Below are 14,326 nucleotides of genomic sequence, written 5' to 3' on the forward strand. Positions count from 1 at the left end.
TCTATGCTCCAGTGTTAAGCGGACTTGCTTACTCGTTTCATTTAAGTTGCAGCCAGTATCAATCGCAACAGTGACAAGTCTATGACTGTGATGTGACACTTAGATGACAATGACAAATTAATTTGCCGCAAATGCGCTTTTTAGCATCGCCATATTAAGTTTGACATCAAATCGTCAAGTTTGCGTCATGGCTGACTGCGATTTCCATAGCCTAGCCGCCATGAAATAAGGCCCATAAAAAACGCCGTCATTATCGACGGCGTTTAATCTATGCAATCCGACTAGTATCAAACTTCAGCCGTCTAATACCTCACATCAAACCGCTAAAGGTCGAGCAGATGATTAGGGATGATGAAGCTAAAGCGGCTGCCCACTCCGAGTTTACTCTCTATGGTGAGATCGCTCTGGTGATGATGCAGCGCATGTTTGGTGATGGCCAGACCCAATCCCGAGCCGCCACTCTGGCGCGAGCGGGCGCTATCGACCCGGTAGAAGCGTTCGGTCAGACGGGTAAGATGCTGCGGCGCTATACCCTCGCCGGTATCAGTCACGCTAAACTCGGCCCCCATAGGCACACGTTTCCAGCGAATGCTGATCTTACCGCCGGGCTCGGTATAACGAATGGCGTTCGACACCAGGTTAGAGCAGGCACTGCGAAGCTGCACCTCGCTGCCATAGAGATTCAGGCCGGGATCCGCCTCGATAGACAGTTCATACTGCCCCAAGGCCAGCGCCTGCGCCTCCTCTTTGAGGGTCTCCATGAGCACTGTCATGTTCACCTTGGTCTCGAGATTAACCGCGCTGCCATCTTCGATGCGCGACAGCACCAGCAGCTGCTCCACCATGGAACGCATGCGGTTGGTCTGCTGCTGCATCTGCGACATCGCCTTGGCGTTAGGCGAGTCTGGCTCGGCCATCCCCTGCATCATCTCCAGGTAACCCTGCAATACTGTCAGCGGCGTCTTGAGCTCGTGAGAAACGTTGGCCACAAACTCCTTACGCATCCCCTCGAGCTGGCGAATACGAGTGATGTCGCGGGCAATCAATAACCGCTGCCCCGAACCATAGCCCATGATACGTATCTCCAGGATCCGGCTATCACTCTGGGTGTCGATAAGTTCGAACGGCTCGTCGAAATCGGCCTGCTTGAGGTATTTGGAGAAGTCGGGGTGACGGATAAGGTTGTCGATCCGCTGACCGTTATCCTGGGGCCACACCAGGCCTAACATGAGCTGGGCAAGCTTGTTACACCAGGCGATGTTGTTCTCTGAATCGAGCACCACGGCCGCATCGGGTAGCGCCTCAGCCCCTTGTCTGAAGCGGGCGAGAAGATAGGCGAGTTGACTGACACGTTTACGGTTTTTACCTTGCAAACGGTAGATACCGTTGAACACCCCTTCCCAACTGCCACTGCCGTTGGGGGGCGTCAGCCGCTTATCGCGCCACAGCCAATAGTTGAGTCTTGAGATCTGTTTATAGTGCCAAATGAGCAGGGCGATACTGCCCAGCAACATGATCCACAGCACCTGATTTATGAGTAATCCAACGGCAAGACAGAGCAGTAGATATATCACTAATCGAGTGAGTAGTTGATACCCTGAATATGAATCAAACATAGATAAGCCATAGTGAGCGAATGGGCACAAGATAGCTTAATTTGCCGCTTGTGCCTATCAATTTGCTTGGATCTATCGACCCTTGCTGTTTGTTTCTGCGGCGATCTTTTGCGTTTTTCCCCAGCAGTCCATGTCTGAAGCAATGATGTACACAGACATGGGATGGCTGATAAATAAAGACACAAGAGGCGCGGCCCCTAGGGTTCATCTAAACAGCGTCTGTGCATTCTTGCCGGCTAGCAGTCTATCGTTACAAACCCCAAGCCATGCAATCAAAACCTGTTTAGATGAATCTTAAACCACAAAGAAATTTGGCCCTAGAGACGGGTCGAGAAACGGTAGCCCGCACCACGAACGGTTTGAATCAAACGGTCGTGATTCGATGGCTCGACGGCCTTACGCAGGCGACGAATATGCACATCGACGGTTCTGTCTTCGACATACACATTGGTACCCCAGACATTGTCTAGCAGCTGCTCACGGCTGTAGACGCGCTCTGGATGGGTCATGAAGAAATGGAGCAACCTGAACTCGGTCGGGCCCATCTCCAGTACCTGATCGCCCACGGTCACGCGGTGGCTCACAGGGTCGAGTACCAATCCTTGTACGTCTATCGGCTCTTCCAGTGCCGTTGGTGCCGCACGGCGCATTACCGCCTTGATGCGTGCCACCAGCTCTTTGGGCGAGAAAGGCTTGGTAATATAGTCATCGGCGCCCACTTCGAGCCCCTTCACCTTGTCTTCCTCTTCGCCACGAGCCGTCAGCATGATAACGGGAATGTGACGGGTAAACTCATCCTGGCGCAGTTTCTTGGCCAGCTGGATACCACTGCCGCCCGGGAACATCCAATCGAGCAACACCAAATCTGGATAAGGTTCTGACAACATATCCAATGCTGAGTCGAAATCCTCTGCTGTAGTTGTCGTAAATCCATGTTGTTCTAAAACAAAAGCTAACATCTCTCGGATGGCCAGCTCATCTTCAACTATCAAAATCCTAGCAGTCATATGCGATCTTCTATCTGTGAATTCCCACGTGTCCATTATTGGTCTTTTTTATTACAAAATTATGAAACCGCAGGGCTAGTTTGTCATAAAACAGCTTATTTTGTCATAAATCTTACATCAAAAAGGGAGGCATAAGCCTCCCTTTAGTCAGCACTCGACTGGCGAGTGAAAGTTATTTATCAATAACTTAGAACTTGTGTTCTAGACCCAGACCGAAGAATTTATCGGTAGTGTCAACACCTTCGAAATCACGGTTGGTGTAGAAGGCAAACAGTTTAGTTGGCTTGCCTAGCTTGTAGTCACCACCCACTGACCAAGAATCACCTTTGTCTTCCATGTCTTGGTACTGAGCCTTCAGTACTACGGCATCGATAGTGTAAGCAGCGCTTACCAGGTAACCTGTCTTGCTGTCAGCACCAACAACGGCAGTACCGTCTTTCTTGTAAGTCTCTTCCTGCTGCTGGTACATACCACCAATCTTCAGGCCAGCGATCTTACCTTGAACAGTAGCGCGAACAACTTCATAGCCTTTAACGTCTGAGTCGTAAGCGATAGAAGCGAAGATAGCAGACTTCTTCAGCTTAGCATCACCGTACATAGCGGCAACGCTGAAACCGTCTTGGCCATACTGTGAGCTAGCGCCTTCAGCAGCATAAGTCACACCTACTTTGAAACCGCTGAAAGATGGAGTCATGTAAGTCGCAGTCTGCTCGATACGGTTTTCACCTTTGAACAGGTGCTTCAGGTCACCAGACAGGTCGTTGAACTGGTCAACTTTACCTTGAGATTGCTTCAGCATGGTGTCGTTACGACCCACAGAGAAAGCACCGAAGTTACCTTTTAAACCAACGAACTGGTTACGAGCCAAGAAGTTTTCCTTAGCCGCATCACCTGTGTCCACTTCATACTCAACAGTGTAGAAAGCTTCAAGTGAGCTGCTCAGCTCGAAAGCACCCTTCACGCCAAAACGAGAAGCGTTGCTCTGAATAGTCGTCGTTGCATCACCATCTACATCGTTAGATTGAGCCGTTACGTTTAGTTTGCCGTAAACAGTCAATGGCTCTGCAGCGTGTGCAGAAGCGAGAGTGGCAGTTGCTAGCGCAGAAGCGAGTAGTGTTTTACAAAAAACGTTCATCATTTAATCCTTTCGACGTTTGTTCGTCTTGGTTATTGGTTTGGACGGCCGAAAGTGTGCAACTTTTATGTTGCAGTTTTATTTCATCGATTTAGCAACTGGATAAATTTGATAATATGAACTACGCCCCCTGGCCACAAACCCAGGCGATATGGGCGCTTCGAGGTGATAAAAAGAAATATTACAGTTTGATGAATTATGTCACTTGAGCAATATTTGTGACATTTTGAGGAAGATTGTTAGCGGTTTACCCGCGCCCAACAATGGCTTACACTGCGGCTTTATTTTTGATTGAGCGCCTATCATGTGGTTTAAGAATCTTACCGTATATCGTTTTAATAAACCTTTCTCTGTCGATACCGAAGCGCTAGAGAAGTCACTGGAAGACTTTACCTTTTCTCCCTGCTCAAGCCAGGACATCAGCAAGTTCGGCTTCTCTAAAGCACTGGGTAAACTCGGCCACACCTTAGTACATAGCGCCGAGAACAGACACCTAATCTGTGCCACCAAAGAGGAGAAGATCCTGCCTTCTCAGGTGGTAAAAGAAGCCCTGGAAGAGAAAGTGGCGCAGATCGAAGCCGAAGAAAACCGCAAGCTAGCCAAGAAAGAGAAAGATGCGCTTAAAGAGGAGATCACCACCACGCTATTGCCACGCGCCTTCTCTCGTCGCAGCCAGATCCACGCGTTGATATTGCCTGAGATTGAGATGATCCTGGTGGACTCATCAAGCGCCACCAAGGCAGAAGAGTTACTGGCCCTACTGCGTAAGGCGCTAGGCTCGCTGCCAGTGATCCCTATGAGCTTCAAGACGCCAATCGAAGCCCAGCTGACCGAATGGCTCAAGAGCAACAGCGCGCCTGCGCCGTTTGAGATGCAGGATGAAGCCGAGCTTAAGTCAGACTCAGATGAAGGCGGCATAGTACGCTTTAAACAGCAAGATCTGACCGAAAACGAGGTGCTGGCGCATCTTGAGGTGGATAAGCAGGTGCATAAGCTGGCGCTGCATTTCGGCCAGTCTATCGCCTTCGTGCTGCAGTCAGATGCAGGCATCAAACGCCTGAAGTTCTCGGAAGAGTTTAGGGCGCACAACGACGAGGTGGGCACAGAAGATCCACTGGCGCGTCTGGACGCCGACTTTGCCCTAATGGGCAGCGAGCTGATCGCCTTGATGAACTCGCTAGTCGAAGTATTGGGCGGCCTGGAAGATAGTCTGTAAGCTAGCCTATAAGCTAAGATTCTTGCCGGCTTGAGAGACTAACTTTTAAGTTCCCATGAATAAAAAACCACCCAAGCGGGTGGTTTTTTTGTTCATGGGTTCAGCATTCATGCGTTCATACGTATGGCATTCAATACGCCTGCCGCGAGACAAGGAAGGCGACGTTTGAATCTTATTTTTTCAGCTTACCTTCGCCATCGAAGGGCCAATCAATTCCCAGCCAAGCCTCGAAGAAGGCTTTCTGTTTCCGGCTCGGCTTATCGACGCTAACGAGCTTAAGCTTCTCACTGGGCTGCTCCGCCAGCGTCAGCGCCACCTCTTTTAGGGTATCGTTACTAAAAAGCGTCACCTTGACGCTATCGCCCGGGGCAAAGTCTTTGATGCGCGCCCCAAAGCCCTTGGCGGTGACCTTAAGGCCATTTATCGCCACCAGCTCATCGCCAGCTACTATGCCTGCGCGCCAGGCCGGTCCCTCACGCTTCACATGGCTGAGTCTTAAACTACCCTCGCGGGTCAGCATGCCGGCATAGGCGATCGCCTTATTTTCACTGCCATAATCTTTCTTCAGTCCCGCCTTGGCCAGTAAGGCGTCATAGTCCAGCACCAGCGGGCTGTTCACATGACGCTGCCACCAGTCGCCATAATCTTTGCCCGACAGTTCACGCAGAATCTGCTGCACATCGCTAACTTGGTATCCCACCGGAAGCTTATAATCTTGATACAGTTTGGCATGCAGCTCCCGATAGGAGGTCTTGAGGCAGGTGTCGCTCAGCAGACTAAAATCCAGTGCCAGCGAGGTTAGATAGCCTTCGGCATAGATGTTACTGCTGTGGTTCTGGGCATAATCGCCGCCACCGGCCACCCATTGACCGGCGCTGGCCTCGGCGACAGACTGCACCTCCCGCCCCGGAGTCTGCTCGTTGCGCGTGATACGCCTGGCCAGATCTTCCAGGAACTCCGTTGGGGTGATCACGCCGGCACGTAGCAGCAGCTGACTCTGAAAATAGCTGGTCGAGCCCTCGGCGATCCACAAAAGCTCGGTGATCCCCTCCTGCTGATAATCGTAAGGTACCAGCCCCTGAGGGCGATAGGCCTTCACGTTCCAGGTATGAATAAATTCATGGGAAGCCGTCTTGATAAAGCCGAGGTAATCTTTGCGCTCACGAAAGCTAAAGCGTGGGCGCTGGATAACCGTTGAGTTCAGGTGCTCGGTCGCGCCGCTGGCACCACTGGTGGCGTGCACCATATAGACATAGCGCTTAAAGGGGTAGCCAGACCAAATCGCCTTGGCCTGTCCGCTGAGCTTGGTAAGGTCTTCCACCATCTTATCGAGATCATAGTTACCCTCGCCCCAGACCACCAGCTCGTAGTCACGGCCGTCTGCCGAAAAGGCTCTGTGCTTGCTGATGCCCGTCTCTATGGGCGAATCCACCAGCACATCATAGTTGTCGGCGATAAATAGATGAGCATCCTTCGACGCCATGCCCGAGTAGCTGCGCCAAGTATCGGGTACTTTTAGCGATACATTTACCTTTTGATCGCGAAATTCTGGGCTATAGACAAATACGCCGCTGGCATCCAAATAGGCATGGGAGGCGTCGATATGGCTCACTCTCTGCCCCAGGCTGTTGGCATAGAGTTGATAGGTAACCTTGACCTGAGTCGGCTGGCTCAGTTTCACCTGCCATTCGCCGCTGGCGCTGCGTTGCCACGCTAGCGCCTTGCCAGACTCATCTTCGGCCCTGAAATGACGAATCGCATCCCCCAGGGGCAACACCTGATACTTGCCGGTGCGCCATACGGGTAGATTCACACTAAGCTGCTTGGCCTCGCTGCGGGGAAAATCGACCTCCACCTTGGCCAGGTGATGCTGAGGCTGGCTGAGATCGATCCGGTAATTAACATCTGCGTGAGCTTGAGACAGGAAAAAAGGACTAAAAATCAAAATCAAGGGTACAGCTAGTTTCACTCTGGCTTCCTTCTGTTATCATAGTTGTAATGTGAAGTTCGTCAGTATAACCCGATTTATCCCTCTCACTGCGGACAGAATTCTAAAAACATAATATGCCCGCCTGCGGCTCGGTGATGCTACGAAAATGCGCGTATTTCTCTACAGTCTGCTGCTGTTCTTTTGCTGTGCGACCTCGGTCAATGCAGCCTTCAGCCAATTGATCAGCAAAGAGGTTAAGTTTAAAGAGTCGGCCCCCGAGTTTTACCAAGACGCCATCGCCAGCCTCTCCTTTCCCATCGAATTTGCCAGCGAAGTGGAATTCAATCACCTCGCCGATACCCAGGGCTTCAGTAGCCAGGAGCTAGAGCAGCAGCTACAGTGGCTTGCGCGTGTCTACTTGGAGCCGGGTATAGGGGTCGATGATGCCATGGAGAAGGCGCAGCAGGTGATGACCCAACTTGAGATCGTCGCCGACACTCCCTACGACAGGGCTTACTTGCTGATGCTTCAGGGGCGTAAGACAGGCCGGGATAAGCAAGATTACCAGCAGGCGATCACTTACTATCAGCAGGCGCTGGCTCAGCTCAAGGCCAGCGAAGATCTGCCGACTCAGCTGCTGCTACACAACATTCATTATCAGCTTGGCGACCTCTACCGCATCACGCTACAGAAGAACGCCGCCCTCACCCACCTCAATCAGTATCGCGAGCTGGCCTATCAGCTCAGAGACGACTATCTGATCGCCAAGGCCGAGTCGACGCTGGGGCACTACTACAGCGGCGATGAGCAGTTTGCCAAGGCGCTGCAACATTACACTGAGGCGATCCGTCTGGCCGAGGGGCTGGACAAGCCTTTCCTCAACGCCATCTTGTCGCTGCGCCTGGCCCGCGTCTATCGGGATCTCAAGTCTTGGGATGAGGCCCTGACCTACGCCCACAAGGCCGCCGACGGTTTCACTAAGGTGGGGAAAGACAATTATCTATCTAGCGCCATGACGGTGATCGCCATGGTGTATGGCGAGCAGGAGCGCTGGAATCAGGCGATCGATTACTACCTCAATGCCCAGCAGATAGACGTCAGACGCGGCAACCTGACCGCCCAGGCTCTTAACCTGCACAACCTGGGCGAAGCCTATTTCAACAACAAGGAACCCAAGCGCGCCCTGACTAACCTTATCAAGGCTAACGGCTTATTCCTGCAAAAGAAGAGCAAACACTACCTGATCTATAACGATCTGCTGATCGCCCAGGTGGCCAGCCAACTCGGCGACTGGAGCATGGTCAACGCCTATGCCGCCAAGGCCTTCGTATTAGCCCGGGAGAAGAAACTGCCGGAGCAGATGTTTGAGGCGCTGCAATATAAGACCCGCGCCTTGAAGGAACTGGGCGACATCGACAAGGCCCTGGCAGCGCTGGAGCAGCTAATCACCCTGAGTCAGGATCTCGAACACGAGAGCCAGAAGCCCTCAGACTATAGCCCGAGTGTGTTGGCCGAACAGCAGCTCAAGCTGCAGCTCAGTCAGCTGCAGGCATCAAACAAGACACAAGAGAAGCAGGCCCATCAGTTCAGGTTGGCCGCCAGCATCATCTTTATCGTGAGTCTGCTGCTGGCGCTGGCCGGCATCAACCAGTGGCGCGGTAAGAGTAAGTTGAAAAGGCAACTGGCTAGTCTAAAACAGAAGGTAAATCAGGAACCCATCACCCAACTGCCTGGCTATCACGGTTTCATCGCCCGCATGGGGCAGAAAAATGAGATTGCCCAGCTGGCGCTGCTCTCTCTCGATGACGGCCACACGCTGGATCTCAACCTGGGCAACGATACCTATCTCGAGGCCACCGCGCGTCTGATGGACACCCTGAGCCGAGGCCTAGCCGGAGAGGCCTATCTTATTCGTCCGGGCCTTATCCTACTGACGCTTAACGAGGTAAACGCCCATCAAGCACTACTAGAGCGGATCCGCAGCTTGCTCGATGACCAGCCACAGAGCCAGGGCACTCATTTCAAGCTGGGCTGCATCAAGGTACCGCTTCTTGGCAATCCGGACATCAAAGTGACGCCGGACACCTACTTCAACGTGCTGCAGATGTTAGTAGCTGGTGCCATGAGTCTGGGCACGCAAAAAGATTGTTATGTCAGTATCACACCACTGAATTTTGCGCCGGCAGCAATTTTGTCTAACCCGCTATACTTACACTTGGAAAAAGGGATCAGCCGAGGATTGGTTAAGGTCGAATGCAATGAGAATAAGGCACTCATCCAATGGCCCAAATGGCAGGGAGCGAACGATGCAGACCCCACATAATTTCACAAAAGTATCCTGCTTGGGTCACATACCCTCGACGGTACATTTGCATAACCTACGAGATCGGATACCATTGGCCTCAAATAGGTCTCCATTAGCCAATGGTAAAATTGTTCGGCAACTTCTAACTGCTTTACAATATAGAAGTTTCTTCCATCAACTGACGCTGAAGCTTATTGATAAGGTCTAGAATGAAAGACGCTATGACAAGCCTTTCCCAGGTATCGCTCCTTCAGCAGAAACTCCATTCTGCCAAAATCGCCTTGGCCGAACTCAACGATCAGAAGGCCCAGAGCCAGAGCTCACTGCTGCAATTTATCGGTCACCTCAGCCTCGCCTGTAAGGGTCAGAGCATAGAGCTGGACAACAAGCTGGCCAAGCTGCGCCACAACCTGATCAACGTCGAACATATCGACGAGGTCTTGCCGGACCTGCTCGAGGTCGAGCAGCTACTCAAGCAGCAGTACCACCATGTGATGGGGCAGCTCGAAGATGGCCGCGCCAGCCTCGCCAAGGTGATCCGTCAGCTACAGCGTGTGGACTCGGTACCGGACAAACTCAAGAAAGAGATCGCCTACTACAAGCAAGATCTCGGCAAGCCGTTTCATACTTACTGGGATTACTTTCCTAAGGTAGAGCGCCTGGTGGGCTTCTTCGAAGCCATCATGCATGAGCAGCTCAGCCAGGGCGACAAGCTAGAAGTTCTGCCTAAACACAGGCAGCTGGCCCACGAGCTGGCGCAGATGATCTCTGAGATAGAGTTTCGTAAGGATCAGCGCGATCAGGTACTGGTAATCAAGGATTACCTGGCCGCCGAAATTGATGTCGACGGTCTTATCGACGCCTATCAGACCATACTCTCCCTGCTGCTGGAAAATATTGCGCTGGAAAAGAGCGCCTCTCAGGAGTTCCTCTACGCCCTTAACGATGCCCTATCTGCGGTGCGTGAGGTGGTGAATGACTCCTACAACAGTAACCAGCGCAGCTATCAGCTGAAGAAACAGCTCAACCGTGAGATCAACTCGCGGGTCGACAATGTTGGCGATGCCATCATAGACATAGATGACATAGACCACCTCAAGTTGCAGGTCACAGAGCAACTCGCCTCTATCCGCACCGCCCTCGGGCGCAAGGAGGCGCTGGAGCAGCGCGAACAGGCGATGCTGCGCAAGTCGATGGAGACGATGCGCGACGAGCTCAACGAGCTGAGCAAAGAAGCCAACGCCTACAAAGAGCGTCTGTTCGAACAGCAAAAACTCAACCTGCTCGACACCCTTACCCAGCTTCCCAACCGCGCGGCGCTGGAAGAGCGTATGGAGCAGGAGTTCCGCAACTATCAACGTCATCGTCATCCGCTTTGGGTGGCGGTTGCCGACATAGATCACTTCAAATCCATCAACGATAACTTCGGCCACAGCACTGGGGATAAGACGCTACAGGTGATCGCCATGGCGCTGAAAAACTCCCTGCGTGAATCTGAGTTTGTGGCCCGTTACGGCGGTGAAGAATTTGTCCTCCTCATTCCGGATGTGTCGGCCAACGACATAGAGCAGCTGTTGAATCGCGTGAGGGAGAAAGTAAAAAATATTCCCTTTAAGTTTAAAAATCAGAGAATTACAGTTACAGTATCAATAGGTGCTGCACAAATTCTTGAAAACGAGCAGATAAGCGAAACCTTCGAACGCGCCGACGCAGCACTCTACAAGGCCAAACATGAAAGCAGAGACAGAGTGATTATTGACGCCTAATCCTGGGGCCTTCCCCAGGAGTTTCCACCCTTTTCCCCGGTGTCATGGCTTTGGGTCTACTGCTAAGGAGTCGCCATGATCGTCAATATCAGTCCCAGAGGCAGTATGGATCAACTTTCCCAGCTGGAAGTTGATCGCCTCAAGCAAAACGCTAGCAGTGAACTCTATCAACTCTTTCGCAGCTGCTCCCTGGCGGTGCTCGCCTCAGGATTAAAGAGCGACAACGCCTGCACCCTGTTTGAGCAGTACAGCAACTTCAATATCAACGTGCTCAGACGCGAGCGCGGCATCAAGATAGAGCTGGTCAATCCCCCCGAGGCCGCCTTCGTCGATGGCAACATCATCGCCGGGATCCAGGAGCATCTGTTTGCCGTCCTCAGGGATATCGTCTACCTCAGCGATCGCTACGACAACCTGAAACATATCAACCTGACCAACTCCAGCCATATCACCAACGTGGTGTTCGACATACTGAGAAACGCCCAGGTGATCCCCCGTCAGGATCCCAACCTAGTGGTCTGCTGGGGCGGCCACAGCATAGATGAAAACGAATACCAATACACCCGAGAGGTAGGTTACGAGCTGGGCCTGCGGAGCATGGATATCTGTACCGGCTGCGGCCCGGGTGCCATGGAGGGCCCCATGAAGGGCGCCGCCATCGGCCATGCCAAGCAGCGGGTGCGCACCGCCCGCTATGTGGGTCTGACCGAGCCCAGTATCATCGCCGCCGAGCCCCCCAACCAGATAGTCAACGAGCTGGTGATCTTGCCCGATATCGAGAAGCGCCTCGAGGCCTTCGTGCGCCTGGGACACGGCATAGTGATCTTTCCCGGTGGCGCCGGCACCGCCGAGGAGCTGCTCTACCTGCTGGGGATCTTGCTCAACAAGGAAAATGCCAATATCCCCTTCCCCTTGGTGCTCACAGGCCCGAGGGAGAGCGCCGATTACTTTACCAAGATAGATGAGTTTGTCGCTGCTACTCTGGGCGAAGAGGCCCAGAGCAAGTATGAGATCGTCATCGATGATCCTGTGCGGGTCGCGAGGATCATGAGCCATGGCATGACGGTCATCAAGCAGCATCGCAGGGACACGGGCGACTCCTACCAGTACAACTGGTCGTTGAAGATAGAGCCCGAGTTTCAGCTGCCCTTCGTGCCGGATCATGAGATCATGAACAACCTCAACCTCTACTTCCAGCCCAACAAGGCGGATCTGGCCGCCAACCTGAGACGCGCCTTTTCTGGTATAGTGGCGGGCAACGTCAAGATGGACACCATGCGAGAGATAGAGCGCTCCGGTCCGTTCGAGCTTAGGGGCGATAAGCAGCTGATGAAATTGATGGACACCCTACTGCAGGCCTTTGTGGATCAGCAGCGCATGAAGCTGCCCGGCAGTGCCTATGTCCCCTGCTATCGGATCGCCACTTAACCCTATGTTAGAGACAAGATGAACCGATTTTTAATCATAGATGGACTCAACCTGGTGCGGCGCATCCACGCCGCCCAGCCTAACGAGAACGATGTTAATGGCCTGCCAGAACGGGTCACCTCCGCCTGCCGTAAGCTGCTGAGCAAACACAACCCCAGCCATGTCACCCTGGTGTGGGATGGCGATGCCATCTCCTGGCGCAAGAAGCTCTATGACGACTATAAGAAGGGGCGCAAGCCCATGCCAGAGGCCTTGAGTCAGGCGCTGCCCGCCCTTAAGCAGCACCTCGCCGAGCGTGGCTTTCACTCCATCGACGCCATAGCCGAGGCCGATGATGTTATCGCCACCCTGGCCAGCAAGATGGTACAGGCCAAGGGAGAGGCGATCATCGTTTCCACCGACAAGGGCTTTACCCAGCTGCTCTCCCCCCAGATACAGCTGTGGGATCACTTCAATCAGCAGGCGATTACCATAGAAGATCGCGAGCGTCAGCTCGGCGTCGATAGGAGTCAGTTCATCGATTTTCTCGCCATGGCGGGCGACAGCGGCAACAAGATCCCCGGCATCCCGGGTATCGGCCCTAAATCGGCCTGCGAGCTGCTGAAAACCTTCCGCACCCTGGCCAACGTATACGCCTCCCTGGATAAGATAGGCGCTAAGCAGGCTAAGAAGCTCGAAGAGGGACGCGCGCTAGCGAGATTGAGCTATAAACTGGTGCAACTGCAGACCGACATCCCACTCAACACCCGCCTGGCGAACTTCAGGGTTGAGCAGACGGCCAAGGCGTAAACATTCGCTTACTTATTTGTTGACGTTCTCGCACCTGTAAGCAATAACGGTACTACCATACCTTTTTCATCTGCTTTATATTGTAAGCAATATGTTGCAGTGGTTTAATCCACTGCAGATACACCCGCAGCATGGAAGGATCCCAAGGTAAGATGAAATCTAAAGTTCCAGTGATAATAGGCTCAATCTTCGCGGCCTATCTGGCCTTTGTCGCCGTCGTCGTCCTGGTTTATGAACCCACGCCAGACGATATGGACTGGGAAGACAGACAGGCCTACAACAACGCCAAGTTAACCGAACTGTCCATAGGACAACCGATAGAACAGATCAAGACACTCATGGGTAAGGCCGATTTTTCCGAGGCCAAGAGCAGTAACCAAGATACCCTACAGGTGCTCTTCTATCGCACCCATCACAGCAAGTCGGACGGCGAGACCACCCGCGACGAATGTACCCCGCTACTGTTTAAGAACAACAAGCTGATCGCATGGGGCCAGGACACCTATCAGCAATATCTCGACTCTCCCATCGGCGGCTAACCGCCAAGATAGAACAGGCGCTGTTACAACCAGCGCCTGACACTCTTTAAATACGCCCCATACTCCTTAGGAAACTTTGCCAGCAGGTAGGCCTCCTCACGGCAGATCGCCAACCAATAGACCCCGAAACAGGCGGGCAAGGTGCTGAGCAACAACCAGGGCGAAGCTAACAAGAGCCCTAATCCAATGGGAAAGCCGCAGAAAGCAACATAAATAGGATTGCGGCTAAAGCGGTAATAGCCAGAGGTAATAATGGTGGAGGTAGGCTTCCAGGGCTCGATGGCGGTCTGACGTCGCCTGAAGATGAGCATGATATGCAGCAAGACTAAGCTAGTTGCCAGCAGCAAGGCAGCACCGGCTATCTGACCTATGGGGTGACTCGTCAGCCCTAAGGGAAAACGCCACTCTAAGGCCAAAGCCAGGCCCATGGAGATGATAAAGATCAAGGGCGGCGGCACCCTGACGCTGGCGCCCCTGCTGTCGGTTTCTGTCATGCCCTGCTCCATATTGTTTCGCTCCTTAATCCTTTAATTCCTCAAACACCCAGACGCTTAATTATCTTAGGGTGCGCACACTATTAAGACACGCCATAAAA

At 52.8% G+C, this 14,326-nt stretch carries 11 protein-coding genes; 6 read left to right on the forward strand and 5 right to left on the reverse strand.

Going from position 1 to position 14,326, the window contains the following annotated elements:
* Nucleotides 1-323 precede the first annotated feature (323 nt).
* The 3 genes from phoR to K0J45_RS14125 all read right to left on the reverse strand — a co-directional run bounded on the left by phoR (nucleotide 324) and on the right by K0J45_RS14125 (nucleotide 3,761).
* Nucleotides 324-1,616: a phosphate regulon sensor histidine kinase PhoR gene (phoR, locus tag K0J45_RS14115; protein WP_011866545.1), complete on the reverse strand. Its 1,293-nt coding sequence runs from the start codon at nucleotides 1,614-1,616 to the stop codon at nucleotides 324-326.
* Between the two features lie 317 nt (nucleotides 1,617-1,933).
* The gene (gene phoB, locus K0J45_RS14120; RefSeq protein WP_041406681.1) at nucleotides 1,934-2,623 is read right to left on the reverse strand and encodes a phosphate regulon transcriptional regulator PhoB; all 690 of its coding nucleotides are present in this window, start codon (nucleotides 2,621-2,623) and stop codon (nucleotides 1,934-1,936) included.
* 187 nt (nucleotides 2,624-2,810) lie between these two features.
* A complete protein-coding gene (locus K0J45_RS14125; protein ID WP_220043023.1) occupies nucleotides 2,811-3,761 on the reverse strand; it encodes a porin in 951 nt (316 codons plus the stop codon).
* 301 nt (nucleotides 3,762-4,062) lie between these two features.
* On the opposite strand from K0J45_RS14125, the gene rdgC reads away from it, so the two are divergent.
* Nucleotides 4,063-4,974 carry a recombination-associated protein RdgC gene (gene rdgC, locus K0J45_RS14130; RefSeq protein ID WP_220043024.1) on the forward strand — a complete coding sequence of 304 codons (912 nt, stop codon included), beginning with the start codon at nucleotides 4,063-4,065 and terminating at the stop codon, nucleotides 4,972-4,974.
* 172 nt (nucleotides 4,975-5,146) lie between these two features.
* Here the strand turns inward: rdgC and K0J45_RS14135 are convergent, their stop codons facing one another.
* The gene (locus K0J45_RS14135) at nucleotides 5,147-6,943 is read right to left on the reverse strand and encodes a M61 family metallopeptidase (protein WP_220043025.1); all 1,797 of its coding nucleotides are present in this window, start codon (nucleotides 6,941-6,943) and stop codon (nucleotides 5,147-5,149) included.
* A 127-nt stretch (nucleotides 6,944-7,070) separates the two neighbouring features.
* Here K0J45_RS14135 and K0J45_RS14140 point away from each other — a divergent pair, with 127 nt between their 5' ends.
* The 5 genes from K0J45_RS14140 (at nucleotide 7,071) to K0J45_RS14160 (ending at nucleotide 13,731) form a co-directional block, all read left to right on the forward strand.
* Nucleotides 7,071-9,227 carry a tetratricopeptide repeat protein gene (locus K0J45_RS14140; protein WP_220043026.1) on the forward strand — a complete coding sequence of 719 codons (2,157 nt, stop codon included), beginning with the start codon at nucleotides 7,071-7,073 and terminating at the stop codon, nucleotides 9,225-9,227.
* Between the two features lie 191 nt (nucleotides 9,228-9,418).
* Nucleotides 9,419-10,975, forward strand: coding sequence for a GGDEF domain-containing protein (locus K0J45_RS14145; RefSeq protein ID WP_011866551.1), 1,557 nt, complete (start codon nucleotides 9,419-9,421; stop codon nucleotides 10,973-10,975).
* Nucleotides 10,976-11,050: 75 nt separating this feature from the next.
* Entirely contained in the window at nucleotides 11,051-12,403 is a 1,353-nt protein-coding gene (gene ppnN / locus K0J45_RS14150; RefSeq protein WP_220043027.1) for a nucleotide 5'-monophosphate nucleosidase PpnN, read from the forward strand.
* An 18-nt stretch (nucleotides 12,404-12,421) separates the two neighbouring features.
* Nucleotides 12,422-13,192 (forward strand): flap endonuclease Xni, encoded by a 771-nt coding sequence (xni, locus tag K0J45_RS14155; RefSeq protein ID WP_220043028.1) that lies wholly within the window; start codon nucleotides 12,422-12,424, stop codon nucleotides 13,190-13,192.
* Nucleotides 13,193-13,344: 152 nt separating this feature from the next.
* Complete coding sequence (locus tag K0J45_RS14160) at nucleotides 13,345-13,731, forward strand: DUF3192 domain-containing protein (RefSeq protein WP_144203755.1); 387 nt, start codon at nucleotides 13,345-13,347, stop codon at nucleotides 13,729-13,731.
* Between the two features lie 23 nt (nucleotides 13,732-13,754).
* On the opposite strand, the gene K0J45_RS14165 is transcribed toward K0J45_RS14160, so the two are convergent.
* Nucleotides 13,755-14,225, reverse strand: coding sequence for a methyltransferase family protein (locus K0J45_RS14165; RefSeq protein ID WP_258406696.1), 471 nt, complete (start codon nucleotides 14,223-14,225; stop codon nucleotides 13,755-13,757).
* Nucleotides 14,226-14,326: the final 101 nt, after the last annotated feature.

This window comes from Shewanella alkalitolerans, assembly GCF_019457575.1.
GTDB classification, from domain to species: Bacteria; Pseudomonadota; Gammaproteobacteria; order Enterobacterales; family Shewanellaceae; genus Shewanella; species Shewanella loihica.